The sequence below is a fragment of the Caulobacter sp. KR2-114 genome (assembly GCF_049446115.1).
In the GTDB taxonomy this organism is placed as follows: domain Bacteria; phylum Pseudomonadota; class Alphaproteobacteria; order Caulobacterales; family Caulobacteraceae; genus Acaudatibacter.
Window position 1 is genome coordinate 1 of the sequence record NZ_JBMSEC010000012.1, and the last position, 15,565, is coordinate 15,565.

The window sequence follows — 15,565 nt, forward strand, 5'->3', positions numbered from 1 at the left end:
GACAGACACTCTGGCAAGACACCATCCGCTCAAGCAGATGGCCCCCCTTTTTACCAGGCGCTCGTCACCGAACGACCCCAGCCAAAACTCCATACCCAGCATCGACGTCCACTCCCGATCCAAAGACAACGACACTGAATCACATCACTCAAAACCCACGCCACTCACACCAGAGTCATCAAACCCACGATGTGTGCATCCCCTAGCGCTCCGCGAGGGAGGATAACAGGCTGAGACGCTGCGCTCCGCCCCCGTGAAACGGGGGAGGGGACCATTCGTCCGCAGGGCGAATGGTGGAGGGGGCCTAGAGCCTTTTAGGGTCAGATGGAATCATCTGACCCGTATAAAAAGGCTCTATCTTCAAAAGTTTAGAGCATGTTCGAGCGGCGAAACCGCGTACACTTTCGCCTAACATGCTCTAGGACGCCGACGCCCGCATGGCCTCCTCGCCGATTCCCAGGCGGGCGCGCAGGGCGGCGATGGGTTCGGGGCGGGCGAACAGGTAGCCCTGCATGGCGTGCACGCCGGCGACCTTCAGGAACTTGCGCTGCGACTCCGTCTCCACCCCTTCGGCGACCACCTTCATGCCCAGCGAGCGGCCGATGGCGACCACGGCGTGGACCAGGGTGGCGGACTGCACGTTGTCGGCGCAGCCGGTGACGAAGGCGCGGTCGATCTTCAGCTTGTCGAACGGGAACAGCCGCAGGTGGCTGAGCGAGGAATAGCCGACGCCGAAGTCGTCGAGGGCGATCTTCAGGCCCAGCTCGTGCAGCCGGGCCATGTTGCGGCGGACCTCGTCCTCCTCGGCCAGCACCGCGGTCTCGGTAACCTCGATCTCCAGGCGGCGCGGGTCGAAGCGGCGGCGGGCGATCAGCACCGACAGTTCGTCGACGAACGAGGGGTCGGCGAACTCCACCGCCGAGGCGTTGAAGCTGATCACCAGGCTGTCGCCCAGGCCCTCGGTCTCGGTCATCGCCCGGTCGAGCACCCACTGGGTGATCGGGCCGATCATGCCGTGCCGCTCGGCCAGCGGGATGAACAGCGCCGGACTGACGAAGCCGCGCACCGGATGGTTCCAGCGCAGCAGCGTCTCGACCCCGGTGATCTGTTCGCCGTCGCGGTCGAACTGCGGCTGATAGACCAGGGCCAGCTCGTCGTTGGCGATCGCCTTGGCCAGGTCGTCGAGCAGCGCCTGTTCCTCGGTGTCGGCGGTGGTCGGGGGCTGCTGCGCCGCCGGCTGGGTCGGCGGATAGCCGTCCAGCACGTCGAGGGTGGCCAGCAGCTGGCGGTGCAGGATCTGCGCCTGGTCGACGTTGACCACGCCCAGCTCGCGCGCCTGCGCCTCGATGCGCGCGGCGCTCTCGGCCACGACGCGGGCGCCCATGTTCAGGCTCATCGACTTCAGCGCGTGCGCGGCCCGGGCGGTGGCCTCGGCGTCGCCGGCGACGGAGGCGTCGATCACCCCCTTGACCGCCTCGGGGGCGTTCTCGCGATAGAGCCGGCGCACGCGATCGACGAAGTCGGCCTTGCCCATCGCCGCCATGCGGGCCAGCTCGCTGGCCACCTGCGGATCGAGCAGGTCTGAAACGGCGAGGCCGCCGGCCAGGGCGGGCGCGGGCGTTGCTGCAGCCGGAACGGCCGGTGCGGCCAGCGCCGCGAGGGGCGCGGCGGCCGAGGGCTCGAGGAACCGGCCCAGGGCGGCGGCCAGGGCGGCGAGGGTGAAGGGCTTGTGCAGCACGCCGTCCATGCCGGCGTCGCGCCAGGCCTCGGCGGCCGAGCCGACCACGTGCGCGGTCAGGGCGATGATCGGGGTGGCGGCGCGGTCTTCCTCGGCCTCGCGGCGGCGGATCTCGCGGGTCGCCTCGTAGCCGTCCATGTCCGGCATCGAGCCGTCCATCAGCACCAGGTCGAAGCGGTCGCCGGCCAGGGTGGCCACCACCGCCTCGCGGCCGTCGACGCAGACCTCGGCCTCGATCCCCAGGCGCGACAGGGCCTCCAGGGCGACCTCGCGGTTGACCGCGCTGTCGTCGGCCACCAGCACCCGGCGGCCGGTGAAGGTCGGCAGGGCGGCGGCGGCGGCGCGTTCCTCGGTCAGGGCCTCGGCGATGGACGCGCCGGCCAGCACCCGCTCCAGCGTCGCCGCCAGCTCGCGCCGGCGCAGCGGCTGGACCAGCACCAGGTCGGCGCGGCCCTCGCGCTGCAGCGTCGCCGGGGCGCTGTCGCCGTATTCGCCGATGCAGACGGTGGGCGCCGCCAGCCGGGGGGCCGCCTTCAGCGTCTCGGCGTCGGCGATCGCCAGCCGGGCGTCCGCGGCGTCGAGCCCGGCCATCGCCAGGCCCGAGGCCTTCAGGTAGCGCGCCAGCACCCCCGGCGTGGACGTGCCGGCCACCGCCACCGCCACGGCCTGGCCTTCTTCGAACAGCGGCCAGGGCCTGGCCGGCTCCAGGGCCGGGGCGGGGATCTCGAAGGCGAACACCGAGCCCTTGCCCAGCTTGCTGCTGACCTTGAAGCCGCCGCCCATCGCCTCGACCAGGCGCTTGCAGATCGCCAGGCCCAGGCCGCTGCCGCCGAACTTGCGGGTGGTGGACTGGTCGGCCTGGGTGAAGGCTCCGAACACACCGGCGATCTTGTCGGGGGCGATGCCGATGCCGGTGTCGTGCACCGAGATGCGCAGCCGGTCCTCGCCGCTGGGCGCGACCTGCACCATCACCCCGCCGGCCTCGGTGAACTTGATGGCGTTGTTGACCAGGTTGCCGACCACCTGGCGCAGGCGCACGGCGTCGCCGCTGACCAGCGCCGGGGTCGCCGGGTCGATGAAGGCGGCCAGGTCCAGCCCCTTGGAGCGGGCCTTTTCCCAGAACAGGCTCAGCACGTCCTCGGCGACGTCGGCGACGTCCACCGGCGCGGCCTCCAGCTCCAGCTTGCCGGCCTCGATCTTGGAGAAGTCCAGGATGTCGTTGATGATCGCCAGCAGGCTCGAGCCGGACTTGGCGATCACCTCGGCGAAGCGGCGCTGCTTGGGCGGCATCTCGCCGGCGGCCAGCATCTCGGCCATCACCATGATGCCGTTCATCGGCGTGCGGATCTCATGGCTCATGGTGGCCAGGAAGTCGCTCTTGGCCGAGTTGGCGCTCTCGGCGGCGTCCTTGGCCTCGCGCAGGTCGGCGGTGCGTTCCTCCACCGTGCGCTCCAGACCGGCCAGGTGCTCGGCCAGGGCGGCGTCGCGGGTGCGGATCTCGCCCAGCATGCGGCGAAAGCCGTCCACCAGCTCGCCCACCTCGTCGTCGGCGGCCACGGCCACGTCGCGGGCATAGTCGTGACTGTCGGTGATCTCGGCCATCGAACGGGTCAGGGCGCCGATCGGGCCGGAGATGCCCCGCTGCAGCCGCGCCGCCACCGCCAGGCCGGCGATCGCCGCCGCCAGGGTCGCGCCCAGGCTGATCAGCAGGCTGGAGAGCAGCCGCTGGCCGCCATCGCCGATCCGCCCGGAGACCACCACCTGGCCCACCGTGCGCCCGCCGACCGTGACCGGGGCGCCGAACTGCGCCGTATGCGAGCCCAGCAGCGCCAGGCTGAAGCCCTGGCTGCCCGCCTTGCCGCTGATGTCGCGGGTCAGGCGCTGGCCCGAGCCGGTCTCGGCCAGCAGCGCCCCGTTCGCGCCCTCGATGCGGGCATAGTCGACATCCGGCATCAGCACGATCGAGCGGATCACGGCGTAGGCGCGGGGGCGGTCCCCCGCGGCCACGGCGTCGGCGCTGAGCGAGGCCATCACCTTGGCGGTGTCGGAGAGGCGGGCGGCCGCCAGCACGGTGTCGCGTTGACCATCCCGCACCGCGGAAATCCCGGCCACCAGCGCCACGGCCAGGCCGACGGAGGCCAGCACCAGGGCGGTCAGCTTGCCACGGATGGACCTGCGCCGGCCCGCCGGTTTCGACCCCGTCTGCCCCAAGTTCAACAACCCCGTTTCCCCAGAACCCCAACGGGTTACGCGGGATTAATGACTCCCGGTTTAATGAACAGTGTCATTTCAGTGCAGAAGCTCGCCCGCGCATGTCGTCGCCGCCCGATAAAGACGGAACCTTCTTCTATGTCCTGCAGGACGCGCTGAAGATCATCTTCGTGGATGACGACCCGATCCTGCGGGAATTCGCGGTTGTTAATCTTACCACCGAGCACGCCACGGTTGCCACGGCGGCCGACGGCGAGGAGGCGCTGCGGGTCATCGAGGCCTTCCAGCCCGACATCATGCTGCTGGACCTGGAGATGCCCACCCTCGACGGCTTCGAGGTGCTGGAGCGGCTGCGCGCCAGCGAGACCTGGCGTCGCCTGCCCGTGATCGTGGTCACCGGCCGCGAGGACGTCGGCGCGGTCGACCGCGCCTTCCAGGCCGGCGCCACCTCGTTCGTGGTCAAGCCGCTGAACTGGCGGCTGCTCAGCTACCAGATCCGCTATGTGCAGCGCGCCGCGCTCAGCGAGGCCCAGCTGCTGGCGGCCGGCCAGGACGGCGGCGGCGACATGGTCGCGCAGCTGACCCGCCAGCTGGAGCGCCTGGCGCTGGAAAGCTCGCGCTTCCTGACCGCCGCCCTCAGCCAGCAGCCGTCGCTGCGGCCGCTGGCCGCCGACTTCGCCCGCATCGCCGACGAGGTGCTCTCGCCCTCGCCGGCCGAGAAGGCGGCCTGATCCGGGGAAAGACCGCCCCGCGCGAGGCCCCTGCAGAAATTCAATTCTTGAGTGTGAAAACTCAGCTACCCGAAATGGGTGCGCCGGCCCGCGCCGGGCGGCGGCGAGGCGCTCTCGCCCGGGGTCTGGCGCGCTGGCTGCGCGACCAGCGGGGCGGCACGGCGATCGTCTTCGCCGTCGCGGCGCCGACCGTGGCGATCCTCGCCTGCGGGGCGGTCGACCTGTTCTCGCTGTCCACCGACCACTCGCAGATGCAGGACGCCGCCGACGCCGCCGCCCTGGATGCCGCCAAGCAGCTGGGCATCGGCGCCCAGGCCGGCATCGCCGCGCGCGCCGACAGCTTCGTGCAGTCGCAGATCCCGCAGGTGATGCCGCGGGTGCCCTACCGGGTCACCACCAGCTTCAGCCCCGACAACAGCCAGGTCACCGTCAGGCTGGACGGCCACCGCGAGAGCTTCTTCGGCAACCTGCTGCCGCCCGGCGGCTGGGACATCCACGTCAGCGCGACGGCCGCCACCCTTGGGCTGACGCCGCTGTGCGTGCTGGCCTCGCAGACCGGCGGCCAAACGATCCAGATGACCAACCAGGCGCAGACCACCGCCGCCACCTGCCTGGTGCAGTCGAACGGCGACATCCAGGTCACCAATTCGGCGCAGCTGACCGCCGGCATCGTCCAGGCCTCGGGCCAGGCCACCGGCGCGATCACTCCGCAGGCCCAGAACGGCGCGCCGACCATCGGTGATCCGTTCGCCTCGATGACGATCAGCAAGCCGCTGCTGAACCTGTGCACCCCGATCCCCAACCTCACGGCCGGGCTGAACATCCTGCTGGCGACGCCGACCCCCTATTGCGGCAACATCACCGTGCGCCAGGGCCAGACCCTGCAGCTGACCCCCGGCGGGACCTACTATTTCCACGCCGGACAGCTGCAGCTGCAGCAGAACGCGGTGCTGAAGGGCAGCAACGTCACCCTGATCTTCGACAACAGCGCCCAGTTCCAGTTCGACGACAGCTCCACCATCGACCTCACCGGCGCCACGAGCGGCCCATACGCCGGCTTCGTGATCATGACCACGCGCGACAACGTCGGCACGTTCGAGATCTCCAGCGACAGCGCCCGACGCCTGGAGGGCACGGTGTACATCCCGAGCGCCGTCCTGAAGGTCACCGGCGCCAACAACCGCGTCGCCGACCAGTCGGCCTGGACCGTGGTGGTGGCCAAGTCGATCCAGATGAGCGGCAGCCCCAACCTGGTGATCAACGCCAACTACGCCTCGTCCTCGGTGCCCGTGCCCAACGGCGTCGGCGCCACCGGCGCGGTGGCCAAGGTGAAGCTGCAGCGATAGGCGCGGCGGCGTTTCGGCGCCGTTCCCCTCCACCTCGTCACCCCGGGCGCAGCGCAGCGAAGACCCGGGGCCGGCCGGGCCGCATCCGAGAAGAAGGGCGCTGGCCGCGGACCGCGCCGCGCTCCACCGGATGTCGTCTTTGTGGCCGAACCGCCGGCCCCGGATCGGCGGGCGCTCACGCGCCCTTGTCCGGGGTGACGAGGGGGAGGTGGGCGCTGACGTGAGGGGATGACAGGCGGCGGGATTGCCGCCAGTTAGGCCGCGGGCGGAACAGGGAGTACGGCATGGCGGACGCACCGAGCGCGGCGACGATCGCGGCGCGGCTGGACCGGTTGCCGTCCAGCTGGGCGGTGTGGCGCCTGGTGCTGCTGATCTCGCTGGGCGGCTGCTTCGAATTCTACGACCTGATGATGACCGCCTATATCGCCCCCGGGCTGGTGAAGGCGGGGGTGTTCCACGTGGGCGCCAAGGGCCTGCTGGGGCTGTCGGACCAGGCGATGTTCGCCGCCGCCACCTTCGCCGGCCTGTTCCTGGGCACGATGGTGTTCTCGCAGGTCGCCGACCGCTTCGGCCGGCGGGCGATCTTCACCGCCTCGCTGATCTGGTACACCGCCGCGACCCTGGTGATGGCCGGCCAGTCGAGCGCCGCCCACCTGGACCTGTGGCGGTTCATCTCCGGCATCGGCATCGGCGTGGAGCTGGTGACCATCGACGCCTACGTGACCGAGATCACCCCGCCGGCGCTGCGCGGGCGGGCCTTCGCCCTGAACCAGGCGATCCAGTTCCTGGCCGTGCCGATCGTCGCCTTCGCCTGCTGGCGGCTGATCCCGCTGACCCCGTTCGGCGTCGCCGGCTGGCGCTGGGTGATGATCCTGGGCGCCCTCGCCGCCGCGGTGGTCTGGGTGATCCGCATCGGCCTGCCGGAATCGCCGCGCTGGCTGGCGCAGCACGGCCGCCTGGCCGAGGCCGACGCGGTGGTCGCCCGCCTCGAGCAGCGCATCGAGGCCCGCACCGGCCGGCCCCTGCCCGCCCCGGCGCCCGCCGCCGACGCCGCGCCGGAGCCGCAAGGCCGCTTCCTGGAGATCTTCCAGCCGCCCTACCTGGGGCGGACGATCATGCTGTCGGTGTTCAACGCCGCCCAGACCATCGGCTTCTACGGCTTCGGCAACTGGGTCCCGACCCTGCTGGCCGGCCAGGGCCAGGCGGTGACCAAGTCGCTGCAGTACGCCTTCATCATCGCCTTCGCCTACCCGGCGGGCCCGCTGCTGTGCAGCCTGTTCGCCGACCGGTTCGAGCGCAAGCACCTGATCGTCGCCGCCGCCCTGGCGACCGCCGGCCTGGGCCTGACCTTCGCCGGCCAGAGCGCGCCGGTCGTGCTGATCGCGCTGGGGGTCGGCATCACCCTGTCGAACAACCTGCTGAGCTTCGCCTACCACGCCTACCAGGCCGAGCTGTTTCCCACCCGCATCCGCGCCCGGGCGGTGGGCTTCGTCTATTCCTGGAGCCGGCTGTCCACGGTGTTCTCCAGCCTGATCATCGCCGCCCTGCTGGGCGCCTTCGGCAACGTCGGAGTGTTCAGCTTCATCGCTGCGGCCATGGGCGTGGTGGTGGTCGCCATCGGCGCCTTCGGCCCGCGCACCGGCGGCCGCTCGCTGGAAGCGGTGTCGCACTAGCGCCCTCTTCCCCCGCAAGCGCTAGGCGATTAACGCATCTTGATGTCTCGTTGCGAAAGCCCTTCTCCCCTTGCGGGAGAAGGTGTCTTGCGCAGCAAGACGGATGAGGGGTCGGCAAGCCTTTCCGATTGGCGCAGCGCCGCCGTCGCCGAGATAGTCACGACGGCCCCATCAACCCCTCATCCGACCCGCTGACGGGGGCCACCTTCTCCCGCAAGGGGAGAAGGGAGGCGTTACCGAGCCCCTTCGCCGATGTGTGCATCCCCTAGCCGCAAGCGGGGGAAGAGAACCACACCCTCAGTGCGCCGGGGCCAGCTTCGCCTTGCCGTGCGGGGCCTGGGCCTGCTGGGCGCGGGTGACCGGGGCGCCGTCCACGTGCGCCTGGCTCAGCAGCGCCGAGCAGTCGGCGTCCTTGGCCAGGCCCAGGTCGACGAACGGCAGGATCGCCGCCAGCGGGTTGACGAAGGCGCCCAGCGCCCCGGCGAGGGTCAGCTGGCCGGCGGCCTTGCCGGCGTCGACGCCCACCTGCGGCGCCTCCAGCCGGCCCTTGACGGTGATCGGCGCGGCCAGCCGCACCAGGCGGAACTTCTTCGACTTGCCATCCAGCCGCAGGTCCAGCGTCTCGTCGCGCAGGTTCACCGCGCCGCGGCCCTGGGCCAGCACCACGCCGGTGTCGAGCACGATGCGGTCGGCGGTCATCAGCCCGTTCTGGGTGTGGAAGTCGGCCACCGCGCAACGCACAGGCGTCTGGTCCTGGTTGTGCGACAGCAGCAGCAGCAGGCCCTTGGTGGCGTTGATCCCCAGCAGCTCGGCGAAGGCCTGGCGCAGCTGGGCGTGCGGCACCACCACGGTCACCACGCCGTCGGAGCTCGCCGCCGCGCTGCGCACCGAATCCCCGACCCCGGACAGCTTCGCGCGGGCCAGGATGGTCCCCTCGATCGGCGGGTTGGCCCCGGCCTGCACCAGCTGTTCGAGCCTGGCGCCGGTCAGGCGGATGTCGATCGCCTCCGCCGGCGTGGCCTTGCGCGCATCGATGCGGATCAGGCCGGCGATCTGGCCCTGCGGCAGGGTGAAGGCCAGCGGATCGACCGTCAGCAGGCCGTGGTCCAGGTTCACCTTCAGCGACACCTGCCGGATCGGCAGGCCCTTGGCCTGCACCGTCTGCGCCCGGTAGCTGACCCGCGCGTCCATGCCGCGCACCCGGTCCAGGTCCAGCTTCGCGTCCGGCAGGATGCGGTGCTCGGCCTTGAGCTTGGCCGCCATCGCCGCCTGGGCCGGCGAGACCGTGTGGTGGCGCACGTCGCGCGGCGCGGCCCCGATCAGGGCCCCCAGGTCGGCCAGGTTCAGCCGGCGCGACACCAGGTCGGCCTTCAGGAACGGGCGGCCGGTGGCGATGTCCACCGTGGCGTCGCCGCCCAGGTCGGAATCGCCGACCCGCCCGGAGAAGCGGCGGAAGGCGTACTGGCTGTCCACCCGCGCGAAACCGCCGCTCAGCGCATAGGGCGGGGTGGCGGGCAGGGCCAGGCCGGTGAGCCGATAGAGCTCGGCCAGGTCATTGCCCGACAGCTTCAGCTGCGAGGAGAACCGAGACAGGTCGAACGGGTGCGGGATGGTCCCCACCGCCAGCACCCGGGTCGCCCCGGCGCTGACCTGGGCGTTGAACGGATAGGGCCGGTTCGGGTCGACGTTCAGCAGCGGCCCGCCGGTGACATGGGCGTTGAACGGCGCGGCGTTCAGCGTGCCCTTGCCGTCCAGCACGAAGGTCCCGCGCCCGGCGCCGACCACCTGCTCGTTGGAGCTGACCGTGCCGACGAACACCAGCTTGCGCTGTTCGTCGTTCAGCCGCAGCTGGCCGTCGGCGATCACGAAGTGGCGGATCGCCGGCAGGCGCAGCGGCTGGGCCACCTTGTCGTTGGCGAAGTTCCAGTTGGCCCGGCCGTCGGCCGCGCGCTGCAGCCGCACGTCGGGCCGGTCGGCCTCCACCAGCGGCAGCACCGTCTTGCCGCGCAGCAGGTCGGGCAGGTGGACGCTGACCGTCAGCCGCGGCAGCCGCGCCATCGGCTCCTTGCCGGCCCAGGCCGGGTTGCCGACCACCAGGCCGTTGACCTCGGCGCGCGGCGACCACGACCAGATGTGCGCCTTCAGGTCGCCGGTGATCGCCACCGGCCGGTGCAGCCGGGCCGACATCTCGTGCGCCAGCGGGCCGCGCAGCCAGTTCCACTGGAACACATAGAGGAAGAACAACACCACCGCGGCCACCAGCAGCGCCAGCGCCGCCAGCAGCTTCGACCACAGCGGCGCCCGGCGCCAGCGCTCGCCGACGCTCAGCGGCTCAGGCCGCGCGGGACGGGCCCCGGCGGTTCCGCCCGGCGCCGTCACCTCCGGACGGCCCAGGCCCGCGCCGCCGCGCGGCCCGCGGCCGGGCGCGGGGCGAGGATCGCCGCGCCGGGGCTGGGGTCCGGCGGGCTGTTGATAGATGTGGGCGGGCTTCGTCGGCATCAGCGGGGCCTTTCTCAAGCCCCTTCAACGCGTCAGCACCCCGCTGGTTTTCGAAAAAACATCGGTGGGACCGAGGCTTAACCAGGCGGAGCGCCGAAGATCGCCGCCGCCTCGGCCGCCTCCAGCCCTTCGATCTGCAGGGTTTTCAGCCGCGCCGTGTGGCCCGCCACCACCCGCACCGCCGAGCGCGGCCGCCCCGCAGCCCGGGCCACCAGCGCCTCCAGCGCGGCGTTGGCCTCGCCCTCGGTGGGGGCGGCCCGCACCCTGGCCTTCAGGAACACCTGCCCGGCCGCATCGGCGCCCCAGCCTTCCAGGGCGTCGCGCCCGCCGCGCGGCGTCAGCCGAACCCTAATACGCAGAGTTGTAGTGGATCATCTGCCTGACGATGAACGCCTGATCGATCGCCTCAAGCAGGATGATCAGGATCACCGCGGAGATGTCCACGCCGCCAAGCGTGGGAATCAAACGGCGCATCGGACGCAGGATCGGCCGCGTGACGGCGTCCAGAAACGTGACGATCTGGTAGGCTGCGCGATTGCGGAGATTGATGATCTCGAATGCTACAAGCCAACTGATCACCGCATTGGCGATCAGCACGAAAACAAGTGCTCCAATCAGCCAGTGGATGACCAGGAATACAAAGTAGAGCAGGGAAGCCATCTGAAAATCCCGTTGCGCCGCGCGCTAGCTAGGCCCGACAGGCGACCTTTGCAAGGTTGGCGCCGTTAGGCCCCTTGCAGAACCGTGCGGCGACCCCGCTTCCCCAACTTGACACCCCAAGGCGGGAGCCTTTATGTGCGCCGCTCCTCCCGACCCTGGGCAGGGGGGCCGTAGCTCAGTTGGTAGAGCGCCTCGTTCGCAATGAGGAGGTCAGGGGTTCGACTCCCCTCGGCTCCACCAGGGACCCCTGGGGTCTTGGCGGCCTGGCCGCCGCATCCCCACCCCGGAACGCCGCCCCGCAAGATCTTCTCATGACCGCGACCGCGACGTCCGCTGGGTCACGGCGCCGCCCGGTCATCGATCTCCAGCGGCTGGAAGCCGTCCATCCCCGGGGCCATGGCCTGGAAGTCGACGACCCCGGCGCAGCCCAGCCGCCGACACCGCGCGCGGCGGTTCCAGAGCGACACCCCGGGGCCGCTGACCAGGATCACCAGGCGCAGGTTGACCAGCATGATCAGCCCGCAGGTCCGGCACTTCGAGATCACCTGCCAGCGGTTCCCCAGCATGTCCGCCACGGTGCGCCCGTGGTGGTAGCGCATGCGGATCGGCGCCCTGTCGATGTTCCTTTGGCCCATGCGTCCAGCGTGAACAAAGACGGAACATTCCGCTAGACTCCCCGGGCGCGCGGAGTCAGGTTTCGGCGCCCGACAACCGCCCTGGAGCGCCCCAGATGCCCGCCAACGGGGACCCGCCCCCTGCCGCGATCCCCCGGCTTCCCGCCGCCCAGCGCGCCGAGCTCTGCCGCGACCTGGTCAGCCGCCGCAGGCCGCCGACGCCGCGCGAGCTGCGCGCGCTCGACGCCACGCTGACCGTCAACTGCCCCGCCTGCACCGCGCTGCGCCAGCCGCACGGCCTGATCGACATGCTGATCGCCCGCGGCAAGGCCGACGTGACCATCGACCGCATCGTCTTCCGCTGCGAGGACCACGGCCAGCGCGGCGCCCCCCTCGCCGGCGTCAGCATCGACGGCATGGGGCGGCAGCGACTGTGGCCGCCGGGCGATTGATGCGCGGCCACAAGCGGACGTCGCGAATGTCTGAGAAGGGTGGGTTGCAGTCATTGCCGAAGCGTTGCGAGCATGGTTGATTTTGGCCGATCCAGCCAAGCCGAATTGGATGAACCCCACGTGGCGCTGACCGTCGAAGAAATGTACCAGGAGATCGGCCGCCTCGCTCTGAGTTCAGCCGAGGATTTGTGCGGGAAGCTGATAGTTCATTCTGAGGTCGAAGATGGGGTGATTTCCTCGGACATTTTCTATGAAAATGACGTAGGAGCCGTTCGATACAAATTTTCTCCCAACCCTCTTATGGATCTCATTTATGAGTTTTGGGAAATTTGGCAATCCACGGCCGGCAATTGCCAATGGAGTGCAATGACGTATGTCGTTGAAAGCGGGAATTTTTCACTCGAACTAATCTATCCAGATCAGATAACCCGCGCTGATTATCATGAGCGACGACCGTTGATTATAACGAAGCACTTCGGCGAGGCGAAGGTCGACTATTCGAGACCACAATGACGGGGCCGTTGCGCGCGCTCCGAGTTGTGCGGGCGCTTGGAGGGCCGTAGCGTCCGACTTGGGTCGATTTGCCCCGTACGCGACGACGCCGCAACCGGACGTTCCGCCTGCCCCCTGCCGGATCGGCCACAAGCGGACCCCGCGAATTTCGCGGGAGGGTGGTTTGCAGGCATCGGCATTCGGAAGGCCGACCTCTAGCGACCTTGTGATCGCTCAGGATCAAGCTCAGGATGTTGACGCACGATAGGCCGTTCGACTTGAACAATCAGAAGCGACATGAGGTCAGCGAGCGTACGGCGTGCTTCTCGAGCCTGTCCGTCTGGAAGCGTGCGAGCAACTAAGTCTGTCATCGCATTGAGATGGTCCAGAATGGCAGCGCCGTGTTCGAGCATCGACCGCGCTGCTTGCAGGGGCCAATCAATTCCAGGATCTGGCTGTTCTGCCATTCTGACCGTCCGCATCGTTGGCGCAACCTATCCGACTTCTTGCAAGTTCGTCGACAACTGAGCCTTTCCTGAAGTCTGCAACGGGTCGATTTTCGCCGGGCTTGAAGTGACACATTACAGATCTTCCAGGCCGCCCGGCAGTCGCGCCCGGGCCTGGGCCCGCGACTTGACCCCGCAGCAAGCCCAGGCCGCTCGGGCCTCACGACTTCGCCAGTTGCGCGCGGCGGGCTTCCTGGACGGCGAGGCCGGAGCGGATGGCGCGGCGGATCCGGCGGCAGAGGCTGAGGTCGACCGTCGGCTTGGCGGCCTCGTCGGCCAGGGCGCGGCGGAAGCGGCGGAGCAGGCGCTCGTTCGCGGCGATGGTGTGCAGGATGTAGGCGCGGCTCTCCATCAGCGGCGCCGCGCCCGGCGCCCGGCCCTGCCGCGGCCCGAGGGGGTCTGCGATCGCGCGGGGGTCATTTCTTCAGCCCCACCTGCACGGGGCTGTTGGGGCCGACGCCGCCCGGCACGGGCACGCTGGAGCCGGCGTAGTTGGCGTTGATCACCAGGGTCGGGCCGCCGTTGAGCTGAAGCTGGCGGGCGACGATCACGGTCCACTGGGACGCCTGGCCGACCCGGCTGGCGCCCTCCACCTGAAGCGTCGCGTTGGGCACGTAGATGGTCCCCAGGAGCTGGTCGACGTGCGGGGCGGAGATGTGGAACACATGGCCGTTGGTGCGCGTGGTCACGGCGACGAAGCCGGCCAGGGCGCCCTCGCGCCGGCCCTTCAGCGACACCGACGAATTGCCCTTGAAGTCGAACCTGGAGTTCCTGTCGAAGATCAGCACCACGTCGTCGCCGGTGACCTGGGCGTTCTGGTCGATCGTGACGTCGCCGACGAAATAGTGCTCGCCCGGGGCGAGGGTCAGGACCGCATCGCCTGTGATCTGCAGCCCGCCGCAATGCACGCCCGCAGGCAGCACGCTGGCGCCGGTATACTTCACCGCCGGGCCTGCCTGGGCCGAGCAGCCGCCGGAAGGCACGGAAACGTCGATGTCCTTGAACGGATCCTCGATCTCCGGCGCCCCGGATTGCGGGGCCGGAGAGATGGCCCCCTTGGCGACCCCGGAGGCCTGGACCAGCCCCGCCTGCAGCAGGGCGTTGTTGTCGACGTTGATGTCGAAGTTGGAGTGCGCCATGCACCCTGGCGCGGCGATCTGCGAGGAGTCCTGCAGGTGCATGCCGCCAAGGTTCTGCCCCACCACGCCCTGGCTCTGGTCGGACTTCGTCTTGTCGCCGTGCGCCAGCACGCACAGGGGCACGCGCCCCAGCGTCTGCGCCGTCGCCTGCACATGGATCTTCCAGCCGCCCGGGGGCAGCAGGTTGCCAAAGAACGAATCCCTGTAGCCGTCGATCGCCACGGTGATCTCCGTGCCGTCCGAGGAGGGGACGGCGCTGACCTGGTAGGTGATCCGCTTGGCGACGTCGGCCATCATCGAGGCGGCGTACTGCTGCGCGCGGGCGCTGGTCCCCTGTGCATCCCCCATGCCGAGCTGCTTGGCGGCGGCCAGGGCCGTGGCGTCGGCGACATCCTGCATCGTGGCATGGTCGAAGGACAGGGACGACAGGTCTACGGCGCCGCACGTCAGAAGCGCCAGAACCGGCGTCACCGCCGCCGCGATCAGGGCCACCTGGCCGCCGCGGTCCCGAATGAACGCACTCAAAATCACGCGACAAGTCAGCACGGGACAATGTGTCCCATCGCGATCTTAAGAAAAAGTCTCTGTATAAACTAACTTGACCATACGGTTGCTGCTGTTGTGCCGTCGTGTCGGGTACTCGACAATTGATTATTTGCTTATCGAGCAAAGACTTGTTGCAAGCAATATTTCGGCCTTCGGGGCCCGCGGACTTCGACTCCTGCTCGAGCCCGGCGGCCGTGTGGATCACCGTTTGCGACGCAGATGAATTGTGCAACATATAATTTGACGCCAAGGACATCGGAGGTCACTAAGGCGGGGCTTTCGCCCCCCAGATGTGAGACTCCCATGAAGCTGCACGTCCCCGCCGTCGCCGGCGCCCTCCTGATCACGGCCGCCTCCGCCCTGGCCCAGCCGGCCCCGGCCCCCGCCGCGCCCCCGGCGCCGCAGATCGTTCGCGGCACGGTCACCGCCGTCGCGCCGAACGGGTTGAAGATCACCGGGCGGGACGGCAAGCCGCTGAGCGTGGCCCTGTCTCCCGACTGGTCGGTGCAGGTCACCAAGCCGGTCACCGTGGAGGCGATCCAGCCGGGCAGCTTCATCGGTACGGCCGAGATGCCCCAGGCCAACGGCGCGGGCCGCTCGCTGGAAGTCCACGTGTTTCCGCCCGGCGTGAAGATGGGCGAGGGCCACTATGGCTGGGACCTGAAGAAGGGCTCGATGATGACCAATGGCACGGTGGGCAAGGTCACCGCCGGCGCGCACGGCCGCGAGCTGGACGTCAGCTATGCCACCGGCACGCGGCACATCGTGGTGCCGCCGAACGTGCCGATCGTGCAGATCACCCCGGGCGACCGGTCGATGGTGAAGCCGGGCACCAGGGTGTTCCTGGTCGCCATCAGGACGCCGGCCGGAACCCTGGCCACCAATGGCGTGGCCATTGGCGAAGCGGGCAAGGCGCCGCCGATGTGATGGCCCGGACGGGCGCGGGGAGAGCGAAGGT

General features: G+C 69.6%; 13 protein-coding genes and 1 tRNA gene. 7 read left to right on the forward strand and 7 right to left on the reverse strand.

Annotated features, from left to right (window positions below):
• Positions 1 to 418: 418 nt before the first annotated feature.
• On the reverse strand, positions 419 to 3,955 hold the full coding sequence (locus tag ACO2Q3_RS26535) for an EAL domain-containing protein (protein ID WP_423312271.1): 3,537 nt from the start codon (positions 3,953 to 3,955) through the stop codon (positions 419 to 421).
• Between the two features lie 95 nt (positions 3,956 to 4,050).
• On the opposite strand from ACO2Q3_RS26535, the gene ACO2Q3_RS26540 reads away from it, so the two are divergent.
• The 3 genes from ACO2Q3_RS26540 (at position 4,051) to ACO2Q3_RS26550 (ending at position 7,699) form a co-directional block, all read left to right on the forward strand.
• On the forward strand, positions 4,051 to 4,680 hold the full coding sequence (locus ACO2Q3_RS26540) for a response regulator (protein ID WP_423312273.1): 630 nt from the start codon (positions 4,051 to 4,053) through the stop codon (positions 4,678 to 4,680).
• A 53-nt stretch (positions 4,681 to 4,733) separates the two neighbouring features.
• On the forward strand, positions 4,734 to 6,026 hold the full coding sequence (locus tag ACO2Q3_RS26545) for a TadE/TadG family type IV pilus assembly protein (RefSeq protein ID WP_423312330.1): 1,293 nt from the start codon (positions 4,734 to 4,736) through the stop codon (positions 6,024 to 6,026).
• A gap of 284 nt (positions 6,027 to 6,310) precedes the next feature.
• The gene (locus ACO2Q3_RS26550; RefSeq protein ID WP_423312275.1) at positions 6,311 to 7,699 is read left to right on the forward strand and encodes an MFS transporter; all 1,389 of its coding nucleotides are present in this window, start codon (positions 6,311 to 6,313) and stop codon (positions 7,697 to 7,699) included.
• 297 nt (positions 7,700 to 7,996) lie between these two features.
• On the opposite strand, the gene ACO2Q3_RS26555 is transcribed toward ACO2Q3_RS26550, so the two are convergent.
• The 3 genes from ACO2Q3_RS26555 to ACO2Q3_RS26565 form a co-directional block, all read right to left on the reverse strand.
• Complete coding sequence (locus tag ACO2Q3_RS26555) at positions 7,997 to 10,198, reverse strand: AsmA family protein (protein WP_423312277.1); 2,202 nt, start codon at positions 10,196 to 10,198, stop codon at positions 7,997 to 7,999.
• A 77-nt stretch (positions 10,199 to 10,275) separates the two neighbouring features.
• Positions 10,276 to 10,557, reverse strand: a complete 282-nt coding sequence (locus ACO2Q3_RS26560) for a DUF167 family protein (protein WP_423312332.1) — start codon at positions 10,555 to 10,557, stop codon at positions 10,276 to 10,278.
• Positions 10,547 to 10,858: a YggT family protein gene (locus ACO2Q3_RS26565; RefSeq protein ID WP_423312279.1), complete on the reverse strand. Its 312-nt coding sequence runs from the start codon at positions 10,856 to 10,858 to the stop codon at positions 10,547 to 10,549. Before ACO2Q3_RS26565 ends, ACO2Q3_RS26560 begins: the two co-directional genes overlap by 11 nt.
• 164 nt (positions 10,859 to 11,022) lie before the next feature.
• On the opposite strand from ACO2Q3_RS26565, the gene ACO2Q3_RS26570 reads away from it, so the two are divergent.
• Positions 11,023 to 11,098 (forward strand) — tRNA-Ala (locus ACO2Q3_RS26570).
• Between the two features lie 98 nt (positions 11,099 to 11,196).
• Here the strand turns inward: ACO2Q3_RS26570 and ACO2Q3_RS26575 are convergent.
• Positions 11,197 to 11,493: a hypothetical protein gene (locus ACO2Q3_RS26575; protein ID WP_423312281.1), complete on the reverse strand. Its 297-nt coding sequence runs from the start codon at positions 11,491 to 11,493 to the stop codon at positions 11,197 to 11,199.
• Positions 11,494 to 11,588: 95 nt separating this feature from the next.
• Here ACO2Q3_RS26575 and ACO2Q3_RS26580 point away from each other — a divergent pair, with 95 nt between their 5' ends.
• Entirely contained in the window at positions 11,589 to 11,924 is a 336-nt protein-coding gene (locus ACO2Q3_RS26580) for a hypothetical protein (RefSeq protein WP_423312283.1), read from the forward strand.
• Between the two features lie 72 nt (positions 11,925 to 11,996).
• Positions 11,997 to 12,437 carry a hypothetical protein gene (locus tag ACO2Q3_RS26585; protein WP_423312285.1) on the forward strand — a complete coding sequence of 147 codons (441 nt, stop codon included), beginning with the start codon at positions 11,997 to 11,999 and terminating at the stop codon, positions 12,435 to 12,437.
• 645 nt (positions 12,438 to 13,082) lie between these two features.
• Here the strand turns inward: ACO2Q3_RS26585 and ACO2Q3_RS26590 are convergent.
• Both ACO2Q3_RS26590 and ACO2Q3_RS26595 read right to left on the reverse strand, forming a co-directional pair.
• A complete protein-coding gene (locus ACO2Q3_RS26590) occupies positions 13,083 to 13,274 on the reverse strand; it encodes a hypothetical protein (RefSeq protein WP_423312287.1) in 192 nt (63 codons plus the stop codon).
• 64 nt (positions 13,275 to 13,338) lie between these two features.
• Positions 13,339 to 14,553, reverse strand: a complete 1,215-nt coding sequence (locus ACO2Q3_RS26595; protein WP_423312289.1) for a pilus assembly protein TadG-related protein — start codon at positions 14,551 to 14,553, stop codon at positions 13,339 to 13,341.
• A gap of 357 nt (positions 14,554 to 14,910) precedes the next feature.
• Between ACO2Q3_RS26595 and ACO2Q3_RS26600 the strand changes: the two genes are divergently transcribed.
• A complete protein-coding gene (locus tag ACO2Q3_RS26600) occupies positions 14,911 to 15,534 on the forward strand; it encodes a hypothetical protein (protein WP_423312290.1) in 624 nt (207 codons plus the stop codon).
• Positions 15,535 to 15,565: the final 31 nt, after the last annotated feature.

What these genes read in the sequence shown, in the direction of transcription:
- ACO2Q3_RS26540 (WP_423312273.1), top strand. Translation starts at nt 4,051, where the DNA reads ATGTCGTCGCCGCCCGATAAAGACGGAACCTTCTTCTATGTCCTGCAG.
- ACO2Q3_RS26550 (WP_423312275.1), top strand. Translation starts at nt 6,311, where the DNA reads ATGGCGGACGCACCGAGCGCGGCGACGATCGCGGCGCGGCTGGACCGG.
- ACO2Q3_RS26555 (WP_423312277.1), bottom strand. Translation starts at nt 10,198, where the DNA reads ATGCCGACGAAGCCCGCCCACATCTATCAACAGCCCGCCGGACCCCAG.
- ACO2Q3_RS26565 (WP_423312279.1), bottom strand. Translation starts at nt 10,858, where the DNA reads ATGGCTTCCCTGCTCTACTTTGTATTCCTGGTCATCCACTGGCTGATT.
- ACO2Q3_RS26575 (WP_423312281.1), bottom strand. Translation starts at nt 11,493, where the DNA reads ATGGGCCAAAGGAACATCGACAGGGCGCCGATCCGCATGCGCTACCAC.
- ACO2Q3_RS26580 (WP_423312283.1), top strand. Translation starts at nt 11,589, where the DNA reads ATGCCCGCCAACGGGGACCCGCCCCCTGCCGCGATCCCCCGGCTTCCC.
- ACO2Q3_RS26585 (WP_423312285.1), top strand. Translation starts at nt 11,997, where the DNA reads ATGGTTGATTTTGGCCGATCCAGCCAAGCCGAATTGGATGAACCCCAC.
- ACO2Q3_RS26590 (WP_423312287.1), bottom strand. Translation starts at nt 13,274, where the DNA reads ATGGAGAGCCGCGCCTACATCCTGCACACCATCGCCGCGAACGAGCGC.
- ACO2Q3_RS26600 (WP_423312290.1), top strand. Translation starts at nt 14,911, where the DNA reads ATGAAGCTGCACGTCCCCGCCGTCGCCGGCGCCCTCCTGATCACGGCC.